Here is a 20820-nt window from a genome sequence, read left to right on the forward strand (position 1 = left end):
AATGAGCTGTACTTGTAATGAACATGAACATGTGAACCCTTTAATGCCAGAAATAGCTGAGATAATTGATGTTAGAAAAGATACACATGATGTAACTACTTTTAGAGTTACAAAACCTGGTGGTGGAAAACCATTTGAACATATGCCAGGTCAATGTGCAATGATTTCGGTTCCTCCACTTGGAGAAGCTATTTTCTCAATCACTTCTTCTCCAACGCAAAAAGATTATATGGAGTTTAGTGTAAAAAGATGTGGTGTGGTTACAGAATATCTACATGGTTTAGAGGTAGGCAGTGAAATCGGAATAAGAGGACCCTATGGAAATAATTTTCCTGTTAATGATGAACTAAAAGGAAAAGACCTTCTTTTCATCGGTGGTGGAATAGGTTTAGCACCTATTCGTTCTGTTATAAACTATGTAATGGATAATAGAGAAAATTACGGAAAGGTAGATATTCTATATGGATCAAGATCACCTGAAGATCTTGTTTTTCAAAAGGACATCTTTGAAAACTGGCCATCAAGGCCTAATACAGAGGTTCATTTAACTGTTGATAGAGAAGCCGAAGGGTGGGAAGGACATGTAGGATTTGTTCCATCTTACGTTAAAGAAATTGGATTTGATACAAATAAAGTAGCCTTGTTATGTGGGCCACCTATCATGATTAAATATACTCTTCAAACACTTATGGAAATAGGATTTAAGAAGGATCAGGTATACACAACTTTAGAATTAAAAATGAAATGCGGCGTAGGAAAATGTGGACGTTGTAATATTGGAGATAAATATGTGTGTAAAGATGGTCCAGTATTTAGATGTGATGAAATAGATGAACTTCCTGATGAATATTAATAATAAATCGGTTAAAACCATCCCATTAAAGATTTGGGATAAAGGAGGCATATAAAATGTCCAATAAAGAAATGGTGGAAATATACATATTAAATAAAAAATATTCTGTACCTTCAAGCCTTACAATTATGGATTCGATGGAGTATGCAGGGTACAAATTAGTAAGAGGATGTGGATGTAGGGGCGGCTTTTGCGGTGCTTGTTCCACAATATATAGAATTAAAGGCAAGAATGAATTAAAGGTATGTTTAGCATGTCAAACTAAGGTTGAAGATGGTATGTATCTTACTCAATTACCATTTTTCCCTGGAGACAAAAGAACTTATGATATGAACGAACTAGCGCCAACGGCTGATACAATGATGAAGCTTTATCCTGAAATATATAGCTGTATTGGTTGTAATTCATGTACGAAGGGGTGCCCACAAGGTCTTAATGTTATGCAGTATATTGCCAGTGCTCAAAGAGGAGATATTGAGAAATGTGCTCATGAATCTTTTGATTGTGTTATGTGCGGAATTTGTGCATCTAGGTGCCCAGCAGGTATTACTCATTATCAAGTAGCGATGCTTGCTCGAAGACTTACAGGCAAATACATTGCTCCTGAAACAGAAGATTTGACAAAAAGGGTAAAAGAAATTCAAGAAGGCACTTATGATGATTCAATGAAAGAATTAATGATTAAAAGTATAGATGAATTAAAGGAATTATATAACACAAGAGATATTACAAAGTAAAGAGCACCAATAAATCTCATAAAATATAGGTTTACCAGGGAGGTATTTTAATGTATACAGCAGAAATGAGGGTGCTAATAAAGAAGGTAGAGGCCACACGTGAGCAAAGACTAGGAGTTCAGTTTCCGAGGATGAGTGCTAAGGAAAAGGAAGATATATTAAAGGAAAATTATCCGGATTATAAGGAAGATGAGTTCAAAAATCTAAGTGTTGGACCAAGCAAAGGATCTAAGGTTCCATTACAACTTGCAGAACTTATTGAAGCTAAAAGTAGACTTCAAAATTTAGACATGGATTTAACTAAAGTAGATTATGATGTAGATGTTTTGATAATAGGTGGAGGAGGAGCTGGAGCATCAGCAGCTCTAGAAGCCCACAAAACAGGAGCCAATGTATTGATTGCCACAAAATTACGTTTTGGTGATGCCAATACGATGATGGCTGAAGGTGGAATACAGGCTGCAGATAAGCCAGATGATTCTCCTGCAAAACATTACATGGATGTAATGGGAGGCGGACATTTTACCAATAAAAAAGAACTTGTTAATGCTCTTGTAATGGATGCTCCAGGAGCAATAAAATGGTTAAATGAACTTGGGGTAATGTTTGATAAAGAAAAAGATGGTACAATGGTCACTACCCACGGAGGTGGAACATCAAGAAAAAGAATGCATGCTGCAGCTGACTATTCAGGAGCTGAAATCATGCGTGTCCTTAGGGATGAAGTTATTAACAAAGGTATCGAAGTGGTAGAATTCTCACCTGCAGTGGAGATAATTCTAGACAAGGATGGTAAGGCTGCTGGAGCTGTATTATTCAATATAGAAACAGAGGAATATCTAATAGCAAGAGCTAAAACTGTTATTATAACAACAGGAGGTGCCGGACGACTTCATTATCAAGGTTTTCCTACAACAAATCATTATGGCGCTACAGCGGACGGGTTAATACTTGGATATAGAGCAGGAGCTGAACTCATTTTCGCAGATGCTGTGCAGTATCACCCTACAGGAGTAGCATATCCTCCACAAATTTTTGGAGCACTTGTTACGGAGAAGGTTCGTAGTTTAGGGGCAACACCTCTAAATATTGATGGTGAGCAATTTACTTATCATCTTGAAACCAGGGATGTGGAGACATCTGCATTAATTAGAGAATGTCATATAAGAAATAAGGGTATTGATACAGCTGCAGGGGAAAAAGGCATATGGCTAGATACTCCTTTAATAGAATTAATTAATGGTGAAGGAACAATTGAAAAGAGACTTCCAGCAATGCTCAGAATGTACCAAAAATTTGGCATTGATATGAGAATAGATCCAATTCTCGTATATCCAACACTCCATTATCAAAATGGAGGACTTTTAATTGATGAAAATGGTCAAACTAAGGTAGAAAACCTTTATGTGGCAGGAGAAGCTTCAGGGGGAATCCACGGTAGTAACAGGCTAATGGGTAATTCACTATTAGATATTATTGTTTTTGGACGTAGAGCAGGGTCACATGCAGGCGAAAATTGCAAAAATGTTAATGTGAAAGAACTTAGTCTTGATCATGTTAAAAAATACCATAGGAGTCTTTGCGAAAATGGTATAATTACAGATAAAATTTCTCCTATGTTGTTACCACATTATACTCATGGAAGAGAAAATAATAAATAATAAAACTAAATGTAACATAGTTTGAAAGGCGATGATATAAAAAAATAGATTATTGCTTTGAAAATTAAAAAAATGGAAGGAGTTGTTGGTTCATGCGTAAAGTGGATGTAAAAGAAATTGAAAATGCTTTAAAAGACATGAGTATTAAGACTAATTTTTATGTGGGAGAAGACGTATTATGCGCCTTTCACAAAGCCGAAAAGGAAGAAACATCTCCTGTAGGAAGAGATATAATAAGTAATTTACTTAAAAATGCTGAAATTGCGAAAAATGATCAAGTCCCAATTTGTCAGGATACAGGTATGGCTGTAGTATTTGTAGAAGTAGGTCAAGAAGTTGAGTTAATAGGTGGAAATATTACAGATGCCATTAATGAAGGAGTACGACGTGGATATAAAGAAGGATATTTAAGGAAATCCGTTGTAGAAGATCCTTTAAAACGAAAAAACACAGGGGACAATACTCCTGCTGTAATCTATTATGATATTGTGCCAGGTGATAAAGTCAAAGTAACATTAGCTCCAAAAGGTTTTGGTAGTGAGAATATGAGTAGATTAAAAATGCTTAAACCATCAGATGGATTAGCTGGTGTACTTGATTTTGTTGTAGAAGCGGTTTCACTTGCAGGTCCAAATCCATGTCCACCTATTGTTGTAGGTGTTGGAATTGGAGGTACATCAGATAAAGCAATGTATCTTGCTAAGAAAGCTTTAACAAGAGATATTGGTAGTCATAATGAAACTGAGCATTTAAAAGAAATTGAGTTAACTTTACTAGAAAAAATTAATGCACTAGGAATAGGACCTCAAGGACTAGGTGGAAATACTACAGCCCTTGCTGTTAATGTGGAAGCTTTTGCAACACATATTGCTGGATTACCAGTGGCAGTAAATATTAATTGTCATGTTGCAAGACATGCAATAACAATAATATAGGGAGGGGTAAAAATGGAAATCAAACATATAACTACTCCATTAACACAGGAGAAGTTAAAGAGTTTAAAATCAGGAGATAGTGTCTTAATATCAGGAACTATGTATACAGGAAGAGATGCAGCTCATCAAAGGTTAGTAGATGCAATCAACAATGGCGAAAAATTACCTTTTGATCCAAAAGATGCAATTATATATTATGTAGGACCTGCTCCAACTAAACCTGGAAATGTAATAGGATCTGCTGGTCCAACTACTAGTTATAGAATGGATGATTTGACTGTTCCGCTTCTTGAACTAGGTCTTACTGGAATGATTGGAAAAGGACTTAGAAGCAAAACCGTAGTAGATTCAATGAAGAAAAATGGCGCTATTTATTTTGCTGCAATAGGAGGAGCTGGAGCTCTCATTTCTAAATCAATAAAAGAATGCGAAATTATTGCTTTTGAAGATTTGGGTCCAGAAGCTGTTAGGAAACTTACTGTAGTAGATTTCCCAGCCGTTGTTGTAATAGACAGTGAAGGTAATAATCTTTATGAGACAGAAAGAAAAAAATATCAAAAATAGAATAGCAAGATAATTTAGTAGAATTAAATTGGGGGGCGTATTAATTAAGTACAAGCCCCCTTATAAATAATAAGTTATGGTAGCTAAAGTATTTACAAATAAGTAAAGTAAGGGAGCTTTAATTATGACAAAAAGTTCTAGTAATTCGTTATATTCTGATAAGTATATTAAGTTTTTAATAGCAATTATCGTAGGTATTATTATATGGTTTATACCAGCTCCTATTGGAGTTAAACCTCAGGCCTGGCACATGCTTGCAATTTTTGTTGCAACAATCGTAGGGTGTATTTTAAAACCGTTTCCAATTGGAGCGTTGTCTATAATAGGATTAACTGTATCAATTCTATCGGGAACTGTAACTACAAAAATTGCAATTGAAGGTTTTGGCAATAGCAGTATATGGCTTATAGTTATGGCATTCTTTATTTCGAGAGGTTTCATAAAAACAGGTCTCGGAACAAGAGTCGCTTATCTATTTGTAAGATCCTTCGGGAAAAAGACCCTTGGGCTTTGTTATTCAATTATTTTCTGTGATCTTGTAATAGCGCCTGCTACTCCAAGTAACACAGCAAGAGCAGGTGGAATAATTTATCCTATCATAAAATCTCTTTCGGAAGCTTTTGGTTCGAAACCTGAGGATGGAACTGAAAGAAAAATAGGATCATTTCTTATATTCTGTGAATTTCATGGAGATATTATAACTTCTGCAATGTTTATGACAGCGATGGCAGGCAATCCATTAGCTCAGAGTCTTGCCGCAACTTTTGGAGTTAAAATTACTTGGCTTGGGTGGTTTATAGCGGCTATTGTTCCAGGTGTTATTTCTCTTATAGTAATACCTCTTATAATTTATAAACTATATGCACCGGAAATTAAAAGCACTCCTGATGCACCAAAATTTGCCAATGATGCCCTAAAAGAAATGGGACCACTTAAAAGAAGTGAAAAATTCATGGCGTTAATATTTGTTATAGTACTTCTCTTATGGGTAACAGGAACCATAACTAATATAGATGCAACGCTTACAGCATTTATTGGACTTTCTCTTCTTTTAACTACTGAAGTTCTAACTTGGGATGATGTAAAGAGTGAAAAGGGAGCTTGGGATACGCTAATGTGGTTCTCCGTACTTGTTATGATGGCAACTCAGCTTAATAAACTTGGACTAATCCCATGGTTTAGTAATGCAATTGGACAAAATGTAAAGGGATTTAGTTGGCCAATTATTTTAATTGTTTTACTTTTAGCTTATTTCTATAGTCACTATATTTTTGCAAGTTCAACAGCACATGTAAGTGCTATGTATTCAGCATTCCTTGGAGTTGCAATAGCAGGAGGCGTTCCACCTATGCTTGCAGCTATAAGTTTAGGAGTATTTGGAAATCTATTTGCTTCAACAACTCATTATAGTAGTGGTCCTGCACCTATTCTTTTTGGTTCAGGTTATGTAAGCCAAAATAAATGGTGGAGTTTAAACTTTATTCTTGGAATAGTATACTTTATTATATGGATTGGTGGAGGTTTAGTATGGTGGAAAATTATTGGATTATATTAGATATAATTCAATAAGCATTAAAGCTATTTAATGACATTGTTAACTAACTTATGAAAAAATAAGCATTATTTATTATGATAAAACATCTATAGATATTATAGGTGTTTTTATTGTGTCTGAGGCATAGATTTGTTATTTAATTATATTAACATAATAAACTTTCATAACTATATAGAAACTTTTACAGTATAAACTAATAGTATATAAATAAAAGTATAGAAAACAAATCAAATATATTAAACATGTTTGTTAAAAAGTGATAAATAAACATGTCTTAGCATAATTATATTGTAAAAGTAGCAAGAGATAGGGGGAAATACCTAATGAAAGTTCTATTGTGCGTTAGACAAGATTATTATAGAAATTTTGCAGTGGATTCTATGAAAGTGATCAAAACAGCTGAGTATTTACGTAAATTAGGAGTAACTGTAGATATAAATGATGGTGGAATATATGATTATTCTAGTTATGATATAGTACATTTATTTAACATTGACACCGCAGGGGAAACATATAGATATTACAAGATTGCACAGTTCTATAAAAAAAGCTTAGTGATTTCTCCTATGCACTGGAATATGAAGAAATATCACATCATAAACAATGAGATTGAAAGTATGAAGTTATATGAAAAGTGTAGCAGTTATAAAGAGGAGATTTTAAAAAGAAGTAAGGCTATTATTTGTAATAGTGAATTAGAAAAGGAACTTATTAAGAGTGAATTTCACGTTAGTGTATATAACGAAGTTATACACAATGGTGTAGAAGTAGAAAATGATGACATACCTTTATATAATTTTAAAGAGAGATATAATTTAAATAATTATGTTTTATGTGTTGGGAGAATAAGCGAAAGCAAAAATCAACTTTCTTTATGTAAAATATGTGCAGAGCTTGGAAAACAATTAGTTTTAATAGGAAATGTAAACGACAATGAGTATCTTGAAAAATGTACTAATTTTAAGAATGTAGTCTATTTAGGATTTATGGATAATTATAATGTATACAATGCATATAGATTTGCAAAGGTGCACGTAAACCCAAGTTTTGTAGGAATGCCTGGCTTATCATCTCTTGAGGCAGCAGCAAGTGGGTGCAATATCGTTTCAACTAAAGGGGGGTGTGCAAAAGAATATTTTAAAGAAATGGCTTTATATTGTGATCCATATGATAATAAAAGTATGTATGATGTTGTAAAAGAGGGGTTTGAAAAGCGTAAGGATAACATTCTTAAAAATTATGTTAATCAAAATTATAACTATGAGAAACTAACAAATGATTTATATAAAATTTATCTGGAAATTCTTAATTAAAATGTTTCTATTGTTATGCTATAACGAGAATTGTATATTGCTCCAATGCACTCATTTCGCTTAGAAATTCTAAAATTTATTTTATCTACATCTGCTAAAACACGCAAACTCGCTTACGCTCAAACATGCGTGTTTCTTTACGCATATGTAGATAAAATAAATTAAGAATTACTAGAGCTTATTCAATGCATTTTACGCAACATACAATTTTGTTAGCATAATATACGAAAAAATTATCAAAGACTAAAAATGTTTAGCTAGTATTTTTAGTTTCCAATGAAAGGTTGTTATCTAGAGAACTAAACAATTAGTAATTGTTTAGGGAGTATAGTAGAATATTCAAGTAGTGGGTACAAAATCATCTATAAATGGACTGGCTCATGTCTGTCATTGTTTTTAAAAAGCATTACCGGGATGATTGCAACAAGTATCGATACTATGACCGTAATTACACCATTTATAATGCATTTCTCACAGAGAGTATAAATTTAGCTCTGTCTAAGGGGTTTACACCAATTCTTTCCCTTACTGCTCCTATTTCTAAGGAGCAGGGCTCGTAGCCTGAAAACCCGGTTGTGATTATTGCTTTTCCAGAAGCGATTTTACTAAGGTCTCCTGGATATTCAAGGGAAGTTGATACAGGCATTTTACCTTCTATTGTAAATGTATCGTTATGTATAAATGGAGTCTCAAAGCTACCACGCATTTTTATAATGTCGTTTAAAACCCTTCCACCTACATTCTCAGGTACTGTAATCCTAAAATTAATTATGGGTTCAAGTAGGGTAGTACCTATCTCACGTAGGCCTCTCATGATCCCCATGGCAGAGGATGCGGCAAAGTCTCCTGAACGTGAATGCATAACATGGTCTTCACCATTGGTGAAGGTTATTTTTAAATCCGTAACTGGCCAGCCATAAATCCCTTGACTTAAAATTTTATCGATATTATCTTCTATTTCTCTTTGATATTTTAGTTTTACCTTTTCAGTTCGAACCTTTGATTCATAAATAAGTCCACTTCCTTTTGGCAGTGGCTCAATTAAAAATTCAACTATAGCCCAGCAAGGTTTAGGCATTGTGTAACGTGATTCACCATAGCCACTTGTTATAGGAGTTTCTCTGTAGATAACAGAGGGGGGACCAAAGGTAACTTGCACATTAAATCTTTCCATTAAAATATCTTCAATATATTCAATTTGGATTTTACCCATAATTCTAAGATGAATTTCTTTTTTTTCTTTTATCCATTCCATGTTAAGAAGAGGATCTTCTTCTTGAAGTATTGTTAAAGCTTCAACCAAAGTTACATAGTCTTCCTGAACTTTCGCATAAATTCTTAGGGTGAGAAGAGGAGTTGTGATAGTTTTAAGAGTCGGAATATGAGTTTTGCTTCCCAGGACATCATAGGTGCTACAATTTAAGCCACTCACCATTACCAAATCACTGCTACTTGCGGATGATACATCAACTGGTTTTTGATTAACTACTTTTTTAATCATAGTAATCTTTTCTCTTTTGTTTGTAGTTACATTTAAAATATCATCTCTAGTCGATATTGATCCACTAAATATTTTTATATGAGCTATTTTGCCTAAGGTTTTGTTATGGGATATTTTATATACAAGGGCTGAAAGTCCTAAATCATCTAAATTCTCAGGTCCTGGGAGATAATCTATTATGCCGTCAAGCAAGTCTTTAATTCCTTCACCTCTCAGTGCTATGCCATATAGCACAGGGTAAACTTGGCCAGCATTTGCTTGCAGGGTTATCTCATTTTTTAACATTCCTAGGGTTAAAGTTTCAGCAAAAAATTGATTTAAAATTTCCTCATTATTATTACCTAGTATATCTATTATATCTTCTAGTAATTGTTTAAAGGATTCATCTTTTATTTCTAATATGTTTTTTGCGAAATCTACATTGTCAAATATGTTATTAAATATAAATTCGTTGTTTTCTTCATGAACTAATTGTAGTGGTATAAGTTTATTAGTTAGAAGCTTTTTCATATCCTTAATAGTTTTATAGGGAGATGCCCCTATACGGTCGAGTTTGTTTATAAAGAATATTGAAGGCGTATTTAATTCCTTTAAAGCATTAAAATATACCTCTGTTTGGGGTTGTACTCCTTCGACAGATGATAATACAACTATAGCGCCATCAAGAACGCCTATACTTCTTTCTACTTCAGAACTAAAATCAATATGCCCAGGAGTATCTATAACATGTACATTTGTTCCTTTGTAAGTAAAATCTGTTTCAGCAGCCTTAACTGAAATACCTCTTTGCTTTTCCATAGCTAGAGAATCTGTATGGGTTGTACCCTTATCTACGCTACCTAGAATCCTGCTAGAACCACTTTGGTAAAGTAGTTGCTCGGTTAAAGTTGTTTTACCAGCATCTACATGAGCTACTATTCCAATATTTCTAATATTATTTTTTATCGTCATATTCATATCTCCATTAGCAATTTTTTGTACTAAGCTTTCTCAAGCAATAATAAGAAGTGAGCTAGTCTATTTTTAATTATATTCCATTATTTTTGTTGTGTCCATTATCATAAAACATGAAAATAGACGGTTATATTAATGTAAAATTTTTTAATGGCTTAATTTATTGCAACATTTATTGTATAATAGGATATAGAAGACTTATTAGGAGAGATGCAAATGAAGAAGATTGAATTATTAGCACCTGCTGGCAGTATGGAAAGTGTATATGCAGCAGTGCAAATGGGAGCAGACGCAATTTATATGGGAGGAAGCAAGTTCTCGGCAAGAGCTTATGCTTCTAATTTTGATGAAGAAAATATAACTCTTGCAGTAGATTATTGCCATATTTATGGGGTACGCGTATATGTTACTTTAAATACGCTAGCAAAGGATAATGAATTAAAAGAAATTATGGAGTATGTAGGATTTTTATATAGCATTGGAGTTGATGCATTACTTGTCCAAGATACTGGATTAATATATTTGATAAGAAACAATTTTCCGGATTTTGAATTGCATGCGTCAACGCAAATGACTGTTCATAATGGAGAAGCTGCCTTATTTTTAAAGAAGATTGGGTTTAAAAGAATAGTTCTGTCAAGAGAGCTTAGTTTAGAAGAAATTGATTACATATCTAATACTTTAAATGTGGAAACAGAAGTTTTTGTTCATGGAGCTTTATGTATATGTTATTCAGGACAGTGTCTTATGAGTAGCATTATTGGAGGGAGAAGTGGGAATAGAGGCAGATGTGCCCAACCATGTAGATTACCATATACTCTGATAGATAAGGCTAATAACAAAGAACATAAAGCATATCTTTTAAGCCCTAAGGATACTTGCACATTAGACAGTTTAAAAGACATAGTTGCAAGTGGTACATCTTCACTTAAAATTGAAGGAAGAATGAAAAGAGCAGAATATGTTGCAGGTACAGTGGAAATATATAGACGTGCGCTTAATAATATTTATAATAATAAAATACAAAAATTAGATAAGGATACTAAAGTTTTAACTCAATTATTTAATAGAGAAGGATTTTCAAAGGCATATTTATATGGTAATAAAGGAAAAGATATGATGGCATACAAAGTTCCTAAAAATTCTGGAATTCCAATCGGTATAGCCGGAAGTGATTTAACAGTAACACTTTTAGAAGATGTTGCTTTAAAAGATGGTATAATGTTCCTTGAGGATGGGTTTACTTTATCTAAAATTATAAAGGATGGAGTAGATGTAGAAGTAGCACTAAAGGGTGATAGGGTTTTATTAAAACCAACTAAATTTAGAGCTGGAGACTCCTTATATAAAATAACAGATGTTTTATTAATGAATAAGCTCGCAGAAAGTTATAGTGATAAATATAGAAGGAAAATTAGAATAAATCTTTTAATAGAATTTAGTGTGAATAAACCTCTAAGAATTAGTACGAATTATCTTGGTAGAACTTTTGAAATGATTGGAGACCTTGTACAAAAAGCGATAAATAAGCCACTAGATAAAGATCGTATAATTAAGAGTTTATCTAAAACAGGGGACACACCTTTTTTAATAAATGAGGTGACTTTTGAAAGCTTCGAGGATGGATTTATGCCAATGGCATCATTAAATTTAGTAAGGCGAGAATTAGTGGAATCTGTGCAAAATTTTATAATAGAAAAATATAAACGAGGGAATACTAATAGACAGATTAATTATAATAAAGGACTTGCACTACAAGAAGATGATAAAGAGATAGAATTAACACAAGAAAAAGATAAAATTATGCCTGAAACTCTCATTGTAGTTTCAACGACTTCGCAATTAAAGGCTGCAACACAAATGGGATTTAATAATATTGCTATAAATCCTTTTATGCGTGGATGCACAATGGACCTAAATATAAAGGATGTAAATATTTACATTAAGGTTCCTAATATTATTAAGGGCGAATTTGAAAGTGTTTGTGAGTTTATAGAAAATAATCTAGGTAATATAAAAGGTATTATAACTGCTAATTTAGGAATAATTAGTAGATTTAATAAAAGAACAATGGTTATTGGTGATTATAAATTAAATATTTTTAATAGTTATGCAGGAGATTTTTATAAAGATTTCCTTGCTGGAACTTGTATTAGTGCTGAATTAAATGCAGCAGAAATAAAAAAAATTGCGTATAAAAGTTCGCTTCCACTTCAAATTATGGTATACGGAAAATATGAACTTATGGTTAGTGAGTATTGTGCTATTGGTAGCGTTTTTGGTGACAAGAGTGAAAATAAAACTTGCCTAGGTAATTGTAGTAAAGGATCTTATACACTTAAAGATAGAAAAGGTATAGAGTTTAGTATAAATACTGATAAATATTGTAGAAGTTATATCTACAATAATGTTCCTGTTAACTTGATACCTAATATTGAGGAGATTAAAAAGAATAAAATTGCTTCATTTAGATTAGATTTTATAGAAGAAAGTTATGATGAAACTATTGAAGTTCTTACAAATTATATTAGCAAAGAGTGGCAAGGCGATTTTAAGAATTATACAAGAGGTCATTATAAAAGAGGCGTTGAATAATTCAAAGTATATAAGTCAATAAATTTAAATTTTTTAACAAAGGGAAGACGGTGGATCATGAATACAAAATCATTAAAAGTTTTAGAATATTATAAAATTAAAGAAAAAATTAAAGCTTACACGCATACTACGGCAGGTAAAGATATTATAGACAATTTGGAGCCTTACACAAATGTTTATGAAGTAAAAGAACACTTACAAGAAACTAATGAGGCGTTACTTCTTTTATCAAGAAAAGGAAGTGCTCCTTTTGAGGGGATATATGATGTTCGATCTGCAATAATAAGAGCATCCAAGGAAGCATCGCTTATGCCAATGCAGCTAATCAGAATAGCTCAAATGCTACGGTGCGCTAGATTATTTCAGAATTATGTTGGCAACAAGGCAGATGAATTGTCCTCTAGAGTTTTAGAGGATATATGTATTGGTATTGTTCCAATAAAAAAATTAGAAGATGAAATTTTTATGGCTATAATTAGTGATGAAGAAATTTCTGATAGGGCTAGTAGTTTACTTTTTAGTTTAAGAAAATCTCTAAAAGATAAAAATGCCTCTGTAAAGGATAAGGTAACTTCATTAGTTAGGACTTATGCAAGATATCTTCAAGAAAGTCTTTACACTATAAGAGGGGATAGATACGTAATTCCCGTTAAAATAGAACATAAAGGGAGTGTTCCAGGAATTGTGCATGACCAAAGTTCTTCAGGAGCTACACTTTTTATTGAGCCAATGAGTTTAGTGAATTTAAATAATGAAATTAAGGAAATTATGCTCAAGGAAAAAGCTGAGGTTGAGAGGATTTTAGCAGAACTTTCTTATAAAATATATGAAAATATAAATATTGTTTCAAATAATGCGAATATAGTATGGGAATTAGATTTTATTTTTGCAAAGGCAGGGTATGCACTAGAGATTAATGCCATTATTCCAAAGGTTAATGAAGATGGAATAATAGATATAATTGAGGCGAGGCATCCGCTTATAGATCCAAAGGTTGTTGTACCTAGTAATATATATTTAGGAAGAGATTTTACGTCCCTTGTAATAACAGGACCTAATACAGGTGGTAAAACAGTAACATTAAAAACTGTTGGTTTAATTCAGTTAATGGCTATGAGTGGAATTTTAATCCCAGCAAGAGAAGGTTCTATGGTTAGCTTTTTTCATGAAATATTCGCAGATATAGGCGATGAGCAAAGCATAGAGCAAAGCTTATCCACCTTTTCTTCACATATGACAAATATAGTAAATATAATTGCAAAAGCAGATATAAAATCATTAGCTCTATTTGATGAATTAGGAGCTGGTACAGATCCTACTGAAGGAGCAGCTCTTGCTGTTTCAATTCTAGAAAACTTAAGAGCAAGAGGTACAAAAGTTGTTGCAACTACTCATTATAGTGAATTAAAGGGATATGCGCTAAAAACTTCAGGGGTGGAGAACGCTTCTGTAGAATTTAATGTTGACACGTTAAGCCCAACCTATAGATTAATAATAGGAGTACCAGGTAAATCAAATGCTTTTGAAATTTCAAAAAGATTAGGACTTCCTGATTACATTATAAAAAGTGCAAGAGAAAATATTTCTAAAGAGACATTGGAATTTGAAGAATTAGTACAAAGTTTACAAGAAAAAAGCATAAAGGTAGAGAGAGATGCTAGGGAATCCGAGATACTAAAACTAGAAGCTAGCAAGTTAAAAGATAAGTACCAAGAAAAATTATATAAACTTGAAAACATAAGAGAAAATGCAATGTATGAAGCTCAAAGGGAAGCAAAGAGACTTATAAAAAATGCTAAGGAAGAGTCAGATGTTATTCTTAAAAATATGAGGGAACTAGAAAAACTAGGATATTCCTCTGAGGCAAGGCAAAAGCTTGAAGAGGAAAGACTTAAAATTAAAAATAAGCTTGATAATATAGAGATCCATGTAGAAAAAAACAATGAAACTCTAGGAGAAAAAGTTAAAAATGTAAAACAAGGGGAAGAGGTATATTTGCCATCTCTTAACCAGAAGGTAATTGTAATCTCAAAACCGGATAAAAAAGGTGAGGTACAGGTTCAGGCTGGTATTATGAAGATAAATGTTAAAGTAGAGGATTTGCGTGTATCAAAACTTTCTCAGGAAGATAAGAAAAAAGCTAAGATAAAAAAGAGAGAAATGAAGCTAAATCTAAGCAATGTATCAACCTCTGTAGATCTAAGGGGTATGGATTCCGAGGAGGCTATTTTTACTGTTGATAAGTACTTAGATGAAGCATGTTTAGGAGGACTTAAAGAAGTTACCATTATTCATGGTAAGGGAACAGGAGTTTTAAGGAAGTCTATTACAGATATGCTAAAGAGGCATGGTCATGTTAAAGCATATAGATTGGGTAATTATGGTGAAGGCGGTAGTGGAGTTACAGTCGCCGAAATTAAATAAAAGCCTAATAAAGGATGGTTAGATATGATTATTGTAAGTTCTTGTTTATGCGGTATTAATTGTAGGTATGATGGTAGTAATAATTTAGATACGCGACTGCTTAAACTACTAAAAGAAGGGAAAGCTCTTCCTGTTTGTCCAGAACAGCTTGGAGGGTTAGCGACTCCACGGGAACCCTGTGAAATTTTAAATGGTAATGGTCTTGATGTAATAGATGGAAAAGCAACAATTATTGGAACGAAAAATAACGATCTAACTTCAAGCTTTTTAAAAGGTGCTTATGAAACTCTTAAAATAGCAGAGAAAATAGGAGCTACTACGGCTATTTTGAAGGCGAGAAGTCCTTCTTGTGGAGTTTCTAAAATATATGATGGAACATTTAGCGGTACTCTAAGGCCGGGTAATGGAGTTACTGCTGAGTTGTTGTTATCAAAGGGCATAAAGGTTTTTACTGAGGAAGATTTAGATGATATAAAATTATGACTAGAACTAAAAAGAACTCCAAAATTGGAGTTCTTTTTAGTTCTAGTCAGGTTGTTTACAAACCCAGTATAATTTTTTATTGTACTGGGTTTTTATATGCAATTATGCGATAGCATTTTGATTTATAGATAAATTAGTAACATGCAACAGGTTTTTAGTTATAAAATAAAAAAACATGGAAGATAGTAGGCTAGCTATCTTTTTCATATTTTGCACTGCTGCTGTAAGCAGACACTGCTCTTGCACATTTTCTAATCCGCGCATATGGCAATAGCGAAGCCCATGCAGTTGTTTAGAATCTGCGAAGCTTCGCTCTATAGTTTCTTTCCTTCTTCTATATATATTTCTACCCTTATCCGTTTTGGTAAACTTTACAACATCTTCTTTATACATTTCCCAAACATGTCTTCTAACAGTTTTAACCTTACTTTTATCAGAAAAACATTGAGTTCTATTTGGGCATTCTTTGCAATCTTTTGCATTCCCAACATACTCTTTATATCCATCTCTAGTTGTCGTTTTATAATGCAAAGCCCTTAAGTCAGGGCAAACATATATGTCCTTCTCTTTAACATATTGAAATTTATTTTTAGTGTACATTCCTTTTGTATGTGGAGACCTTCTATATCCCATTACAGATTTTAATTCTCTCTCAAATAGTTCTTTACATATAAGATTTGTAGCATAACCAGCATCGGCACCAACATATTTTGTATTAAAATTAAATTTTTTTATTTGCACATCCAATCTATCGATATAAGGATCAACATCATTTATATTTCCAGGAGTAACATAAACATCAGTAATTATATTGTGTTTACTGTCCACAGTTCTGTGATCTAAATAGGAGAAGCCTTCCGGCTTGCCATCTCTCATCATATATCCGCTGTCGGGGTCAGTTGTGCTAACTTTAATTTCTTTTATTATGGTAACAGGTTCTTTCACTTTCAAAGGTCTTTTACCGTGATTTATTCTATCTTCCTCTACAGCTTTATTAAGATCAGCTACATATTCTTTAGGTGTTTTTTCAACTTCAATTTTCACAAGCTTTCGCTTATTAGCATTTGCTTTTAGGTGTGTAGAATCTGTGTAAAGTATTTTACCAGTTACCATCTTAAGATTTATAGCCTTAAATACGACTTCGTCAAATATTTTTTGGAACACGTCAGTTCCTTTAAATCGTCTACGTCTATTTTGGCTAATTGTTGAATGATCTGGAATAACATCAGTAAGGCTTAGTCCTAAAAACCATCTATAAGCTACATTTACTTCAATTTCCTTTACAAGTTGTCGCTCAGATTTTATTCCAAATAGGTATCCAATAAACAGCATTTTGAAGAGTAAAATAGGATCTACGCCAGGTCTTCCATTATCTAAACAATAATATTTTTGAGTCAATTCTCTTATGAAAGAGAAATCCATGTATTTATCTATATTTCTGAGAATATGGTCTTTAGGAACTAAATCCTCTAAATATACCATTTCTAATTTTTGTTGTGTGAAGTTCTTTTCATTAATCATAACTAAACCCTCCGAATTATAAAGTTTGTATACTATATATATTCGACATTGATGTTGTAAAATCCTTTTTGAATATGAAAAAAAACACTCCAATTTTAAATTAGAGTGTTTTACATTTTATGTTTGTCAACAGTCTGACTAGAACTAAAAAGAACTCCAAAATTGGAGTTCTTTTTAGTTCTAGTCAACAGTTATGTACACTGCATCTTCTTCAAGAACAACTTTTATATATTCAACTTCAGGGTCTTCGGTTCCTTGAACATACAATCCAGTATTTTTTAACTTTTCAACATAATCTACAATCTCTTGTGTTATTCTCTCACCAGGGCAAAGAACTGGAATGCCAGGTGGATAAGCCATTAAGAATTCACCGCTTATCATACCAACACTTTTCTTTATTTCAACAGCGGTATTTACACTATTGAAAGCTTCCCTAGGAATTTGAACTTGTTCTGGAATACTAGGTATATCAATGAAATCAATTTTTTTTGTACCCTTACCATAATATTCATAACTTATTTCTCCTAGAGCCTTTAGTAATTGCTCCATTCCATCTCTTGTATCACCAAAGGATCCAACTGCTAATATATTATAAATATCAGATAACTCCATTTGTATGTGATATTTATTAGAAAGTATCATATCTAAGTCATAACCTGTTATGCCTAAATCACGACATGTTATTGTGATTTTAGTTGGATCGAAAGCATAAGTTCCAAGGCCATTTAAAATTTCTTCACCGAAACAATAAAATCCAGGTATTTTATTTACTTCATTTCTTACATAATTACATAAATCAATAGTTTTTTCGAGCAGCTCTGTTCCATTTAATGCAATTTGCCTTCTTGCACAATCAAGGGATGCCATTAGTATGTATGAAGGTGACGTTGTGTGCATAAGATTTATTAGTTGTTTAACTCTAGCTGGGCTCACAAGCTTAGAATTAACATGCAGCATTGAGCTTTGAGTTAAGGATCCTATAATTTTATGCGTACTTTGAGCACATATATCTGCACCAGCTTCCATTGCTGACATTGGTAATCTGCTATTAAACTTAAGATGAGGGCCATGAGCTTCATCAACTATAAGTGGGATGTCATATTCATGAACCATATCTGCAATTCTTTTAATGTCAGTGGAAACGCCATAATATGTAGGGTTAATTATAAGCACAGCTTTAGCATCAGGATTATTCTTTAAGGTTTCTTCAACTGTCTCTGGAGAAACCCCATGAGCAACTCCAATTTTCTTATCTAGCTCTGGTTGCATATAAACTGGTACCGCACCTGATAAAATGATACCGCCAGTTATTGATTTATGTACATTCCTAGGTACAATGATTTTATCACCAGATCCAACTACTGACATAATCATAGCTTGAATTGCACCAGAAGTTCCATGAACTGAGAAAAATGATGCATCAGCACCATAGGCATCTGCTGCTAATTCCTGAGCCTTTTTAATAGGGCCGGTTGGATGGTGAAAACTGTCAACTAGTTTAAAAACTGTAACGTCAATCTTAAAAGGGTTTTCTCCCATAAATTTTTTGAATTGTTCATCAGCTCCTAAGCCTTTTTTATGACCAGGTACATGAAAAGGTAAGGTATCTCTGTCAACATATTCCATTAAAGCATCAAATAATGGTGTTTCATTTTGATTTAATCTATACATTTTATACACCCCTTTCAAAAGAATTTATATTAACTATTTATATCGCTATTTAAAATATATTCATTCAGCCAATTTATAATTATAGAGGATTAGATATGCAATTGCAATTATAATTCTTTATAATTATAAAATAAAACACAATAATCGTATTTAAAACCTTAAGAAAATAATAATTCATAATAAAGACATTAACAATACCTTTTATTTGTAATCGGTTGATAGTATAATATGATAGACTAAAGGCATGTTAATACAAAACAATAGGCAGGATATCAATTGCTATTTTCCATAGATAAGAATAAGGAGGGTCAATATATATGACGTATAAAGAGAAATATGAAAAGTGGATTAATTCAAATTTTATAGATGTAGAATTAAAGAAAGAAATTTCGCAATTACAAGATGAAAAAGAAATTGAAGATAGATTTTATAAAGACTTAGAGTTTGGTACAGGAGGGTTAAGAGGAATAATTGGTGCAGGTACGAACAGAATGAATATACATACAATAGGTAAAGCAACTCAAGGGTTATCTGACTATTTAAAATCAAAATACACTGAAAAAATTTCAGTTACTATAGCATATGATTCAAGAAACATGTCAATAGAGTTTGCAAAAGCTGCTGCAGAAACGCTTTGTGGAAATGGTATCTCGGTGAATTTATTTGAAGAATTAACACCAACACCAATTTTATCTTATGCTGTTCGTGAATTAAAAAGCAAGGCTGGAATTGTTATTACTGCATCGCATAATCCTAAAGAATATAATGGGTATAAGGTTTATGGAGAAGATGGGGGACAAGTTACTGATGAAGTTGCAAAAGACATAATAACTTGTGTTGGTAGCGTAGAAGATTTTTCTAAAGTTAAAAATATGGGTTTTGATAATGCAAAACAAAATGGAATGTTAAAAATTATTGGAGAAAACATTTATTTGTCATATATGGATAAGGTTAAAAATTTAACTATAAGAAAAGACTTGGTTAATAAATATGCTAGCGATTTAAAAATAATTTATACTCCTATTCATGGATCTGGAAATCTACCTGTGAGAAGAGTTTTAAAAGAATTAGGTTATAATAATTTATTTGTTGTGAAAGAGCAAGAGATGCCAAACGGCGATTTTCCTACAGTGCCATATCCTAATCCAGAAGAGCCAAAGGTGTTTGAACTAGCGTTAGAAATGGCAAGTGACATTAATCCAGACATTATTTTTGGTACAGACCCTGATTGTGATAGAATTGGAGTAGTAGTTAAGGGCGATGAAGGAAAGTACAAGGTACTGTCCGGGAATCAGACAGGAGTATTATTAAGTAATTATATACTAAATTCATTAAACGAAACGGATCAATTGCCTAAGGATGGTGTAGTAATAAAAACTATTGTTACTACAGATATGGTAGATAATATTTGTGAAAAATATAATGTAGAAGTGTTAGATGTGCTTACAGGTTTTAAATATATCGGAGAGAAAATCAAAGAATTTGAAAAGACATGTGAGAAAGACTTTATATTTGGATTTGAAGAAAGTTTTGGTTATTTAGCAGGAAATTTTGTGAGAGATAAAGATGCAGTTATTGCAGCAATGCTAATTTGCGAAATGACACTTTACTACAAAAATAAAGGACTAAGTTTGTATGATGCTTTAATAGATATTTATAAAGAACATGGATATTATAAAGAAAGTTTAGTTTCAATAGAACTTAAAGGAAAAGATGGTGCAGATAAAATAAGTAATATATTGGAAAATTTAAGGGATTCAAAAAAAGAATCCATAAGCAATAACAGGATCGTAAAAAAAATGGATTATAAATTGGGTTTAGAAATGGATTTAATTAGCAATACTGAAAAGTCCATCGAATTACCAAAATCAAATGTATTAAAATTTGTGTTAGAGGATGGTTCTTGGTTTGTAGTTAGACCATCAGGTACTGAACCAAAAATGAAGATTTATCTATCGGTTAAGGGAGATTCTTTGGAAAATGCATCTAAAAAGATAATAAATCTAAAAGAGAACGTTATGGTGATAATTGACAAGGCAGGCACAAATTAAAG

14 protein-coding genes are annotated in these 20820 nt (G+C 32.6%); 11 read left to right on the plus strand and 3 right to left on the minus strand.

From position 1 onward, the window contains the following. Nucleotide 1 precedes the first annotated feature (1 nt). The 7 genes from LL038_RS04890 (at nt 2) to LL038_RS04920 (ending at nt 7618) form a co-directional block, all read left to right on the plus strand. Complete coding sequence (locus tag LL038_RS04890; RefSeq protein ID WP_216119793.1) at nt 2-853, plus strand: FAD/NAD(P)-binding protein; 852 nt, start codon at nt 2-4, stop codon at nt 851-853. 56 nt (nt 854-909) lie between these two features. Continuing rightward, entirely contained in the window at nt 910-1590 is a 681-nt protein-coding gene (locus LL038_RS04895; RefSeq protein WP_152752453.1) for a 4Fe-4S dicluster domain-containing protein, read from the plus strand. Nucleotides 1591-1640: 50 nt separating this feature from the next. Beyond that, nucleotides 1641-3251, plus strand: coding sequence for an FAD-dependent oxidoreductase (locus LL038_RS04900; RefSeq protein ID WP_216119792.1), 1611 nt, complete (start codon nt 1641-1643; stop codon nt 3249-3251). A gap of 92 nt (nt 3252-3343) precedes the next feature. Then, nucleotides 3344-4186: a fumarate hydratase gene (locus tag LL038_RS04905; RefSeq protein ID WP_216119791.1), complete on the plus strand. Its 843-nt coding sequence runs from the start codon at nt 3344-3346 to the stop codon at nt 4184-4186. A gap of 12 nt (nt 4187-4198) precedes the next feature. Further along, complete coding sequence (locus LL038_RS04910) at nt 4199-4750, plus strand: Fe-S-containing hydro-lyase (RefSeq protein WP_216119790.1); 552 nt, start codon at nt 4199-4201, stop codon at nt 4748-4750. A gap of 124 nt (nt 4751-4874) precedes the next feature. Continuing rightward, nucleotides 4875-6305, plus strand: coding sequence for an anion permease (locus LL038_RS04915; protein ID WP_216119789.1), 1431 nt, complete (start codon nt 4875-4877; stop codon nt 6303-6305). A gap of 323 nt (nt 6306-6628) precedes the next feature. Next, complete coding sequence (locus LL038_RS04920) at nt 6629-7618, plus strand: glycosyltransferase family 4 protein (protein ID WP_216119788.1); 990 nt, start codon at nt 6629-6631, stop codon at nt 7616-7618. Between the two features lie 457 nt (nt 7619-8075). Here LL038_RS04920 and LL038_RS04925 read toward each other — a convergent pair whose 3' ends face one another. Then, nucleotides 8076-10070, minus strand: coding sequence for a GTP-binding protein (locus LL038_RS04925; protein ID WP_216119787.1), 1995 nt, complete (start codon nt 10068-10070; stop codon nt 8076-8078). 219 nt (nt 10071-10289) lie between these two features. Between LL038_RS04925 and LL038_RS04930 the strand changes: the two genes are divergently transcribed. From LL038_RS04930 to LL038_RS04940, 3 genes are read left to right on the plus strand one after another with little or no spacing between them, the layout of a single operon-like run. After that, a complete protein-coding gene (locus LL038_RS04930) occupies nt 10290-12668 on the plus strand; it encodes a DUF3656 domain-containing U32 family peptidase (protein ID WP_216119786.1) in 2379 nt (792 codons plus the stop codon). A gap of 57 nt (nt 12669-12725) precedes the next feature. After that, the gene (locus tag LL038_RS04935; RefSeq protein WP_216119785.1) at nt 12726-15092 is read left to right on the plus strand and encodes an endonuclease MutS2; all 2367 of its coding nucleotides are present in this window, start codon (nt 12726-12728) and stop codon (nt 15090-15092) included. A gap of 24 nt (nt 15093-15116) precedes the next feature. After that, nucleotides 15117-15575 (plus strand): DUF523 domain-containing protein, encoded by a 459-nt coding sequence (locus LL038_RS04940; RefSeq protein WP_216119784.1) that lies wholly within the window; start codon nt 15117-15119, stop codon nt 15573-15575. 102 nt (nt 15576-15677) lie between these two features. Here LL038_RS04940 and LL038_RS04945 read toward each other — a convergent pair whose 3' ends face one another. Together LL038_RS04945 and LL038_RS04950 are read right to left on the minus strand one after the other, a co-directional pair. Then, nucleotides 15678-17096, minus strand: coding sequence for an IS1182 family transposase (locus LL038_RS04945; protein ID WP_253200382.1), 1419 nt, complete (start codon nt 17094-17096; stop codon nt 15678-15680). Between the two features lie 180 nt (nt 17097-17276). Next, a complete protein-coding gene (locus tag LL038_RS04950) occupies nt 17277-18767 on the minus strand; it encodes an aminotransferase class I/II-fold pyridoxal phosphate-dependent enzyme (protein ID WP_216121740.1) in 1491 nt (496 codons plus the stop codon). Between the two features lie 317 nt (nt 18768-19084). Between LL038_RS04950 and LL038_RS04955 the strand changes: the two genes are divergently transcribed. Beyond that, nucleotides 19085-20818, plus strand: coding sequence for a phospho-sugar mutase (locus tag LL038_RS04955; RefSeq protein ID WP_216121738.1), 1734 nt, complete (start codon nt 19085-19087; stop codon nt 20816-20818). The last annotated feature ends 2 nt before the right edge of the window (nt 20819-20820 follow it).

The sequence above is a fragment of the Clostridium estertheticum genome (genome assembly GCF_026650985.1).
Taxonomy (GTDB): domain Bacteria; phylum Bacillota; class Clostridia; order Clostridiales; family Clostridiaceae; genus Clostridium_AD; species Clostridium_AD estertheticum_C.

Excerpts from the sequence above, each read along its gene's own strand:
- LL038_RS04890 (WP_216119793.1), top strand. The coding sequence starts at position 2 with ATGAGCTGTACTTGTAATGAACATGAACATGTGAACCCTTTAATGCCA.
- LL038_RS04945 (WP_253200382.1), bottom strand. The coding sequence starts at position 17,096 with ATGATTAATGAAAAGAACTTCACACAACAAAAATTAGAAATGGTATAT.
- LL038_RS04940 (WP_216119784.1), top strand. The coding sequence starts at position 15,117 with ATGATTATTGTAAGTTCTTGTTTATGCGGTATTAATTGTAGGTATGAT.
- LL038_RS04910 (WP_216119790.1), top strand. The coding sequence starts at position 4,199 with ATGGAAATCAAACATATAACTACTCCATTAACACAGGAGAAGTTAAAG.
- LL038_RS04895 (WP_152752453.1), top strand. The coding sequence starts at position 910 with ATGTCCAATAAAGAAATGGTGGAAATATACATATTAAATAAAAAATAT.
- LL038_RS04935 (WP_216119785.1), top strand. The coding sequence starts at position 12,726 with ATGAATACAAAATCATTAAAAGTTTTAGAATATTATAAAATTAAAGAA.
- LL038_RS04950 (WP_216121740.1), bottom strand. The coding sequence starts at position 18,767 with ATGTATAGATTAAATCAAAATGAAACACCATTATTTGATGCTTTAATG.
- LL038_RS04930 (WP_216119786.1), top strand. The coding sequence starts at position 10,290 with ATGAAGAAGATTGAATTATTAGCACCTGCTGGCAGTATGGAAAGTGTA.
- LL038_RS04900 (WP_216119792.1), top strand. The coding sequence starts at position 1,641 with ATGTATACAGCAGAAATGAGGGTGCTAATAAAGAAGGTAGAGGCCACA.
- LL038_RS04920 (WP_216119788.1), top strand. The coding sequence starts at position 6,629 with ATGAAAGTTCTATTGTGCGTTAGACAAGATTATTATAGAAATTTTGCA.
- LL038_RS04955 (WP_216121738.1), top strand. The coding sequence starts at position 19,085 with ATGACGTATAAAGAGAAATATGAAAAGTGGATTAATTCAAATTTTATA.
- LL038_RS04915 (WP_216119789.1), top strand. The coding sequence starts at position 4,875 with ATGACAAAAAGTTCTAGTAATTCGTTATATTCTGATAAGTATATTAAG.
- LL038_RS04905 (WP_216119791.1), top strand. The coding sequence starts at position 3,344 with ATGCGTAAAGTGGATGTAAAAGAAATTGAAAATGCTTTAAAAGACATG.
- LL038_RS04925 (WP_216119787.1), bottom strand. The coding sequence starts at position 10,070 with ATGACGATAAAAAATAATATTAGAAATATTGGAATAGTAGCTCATGTA.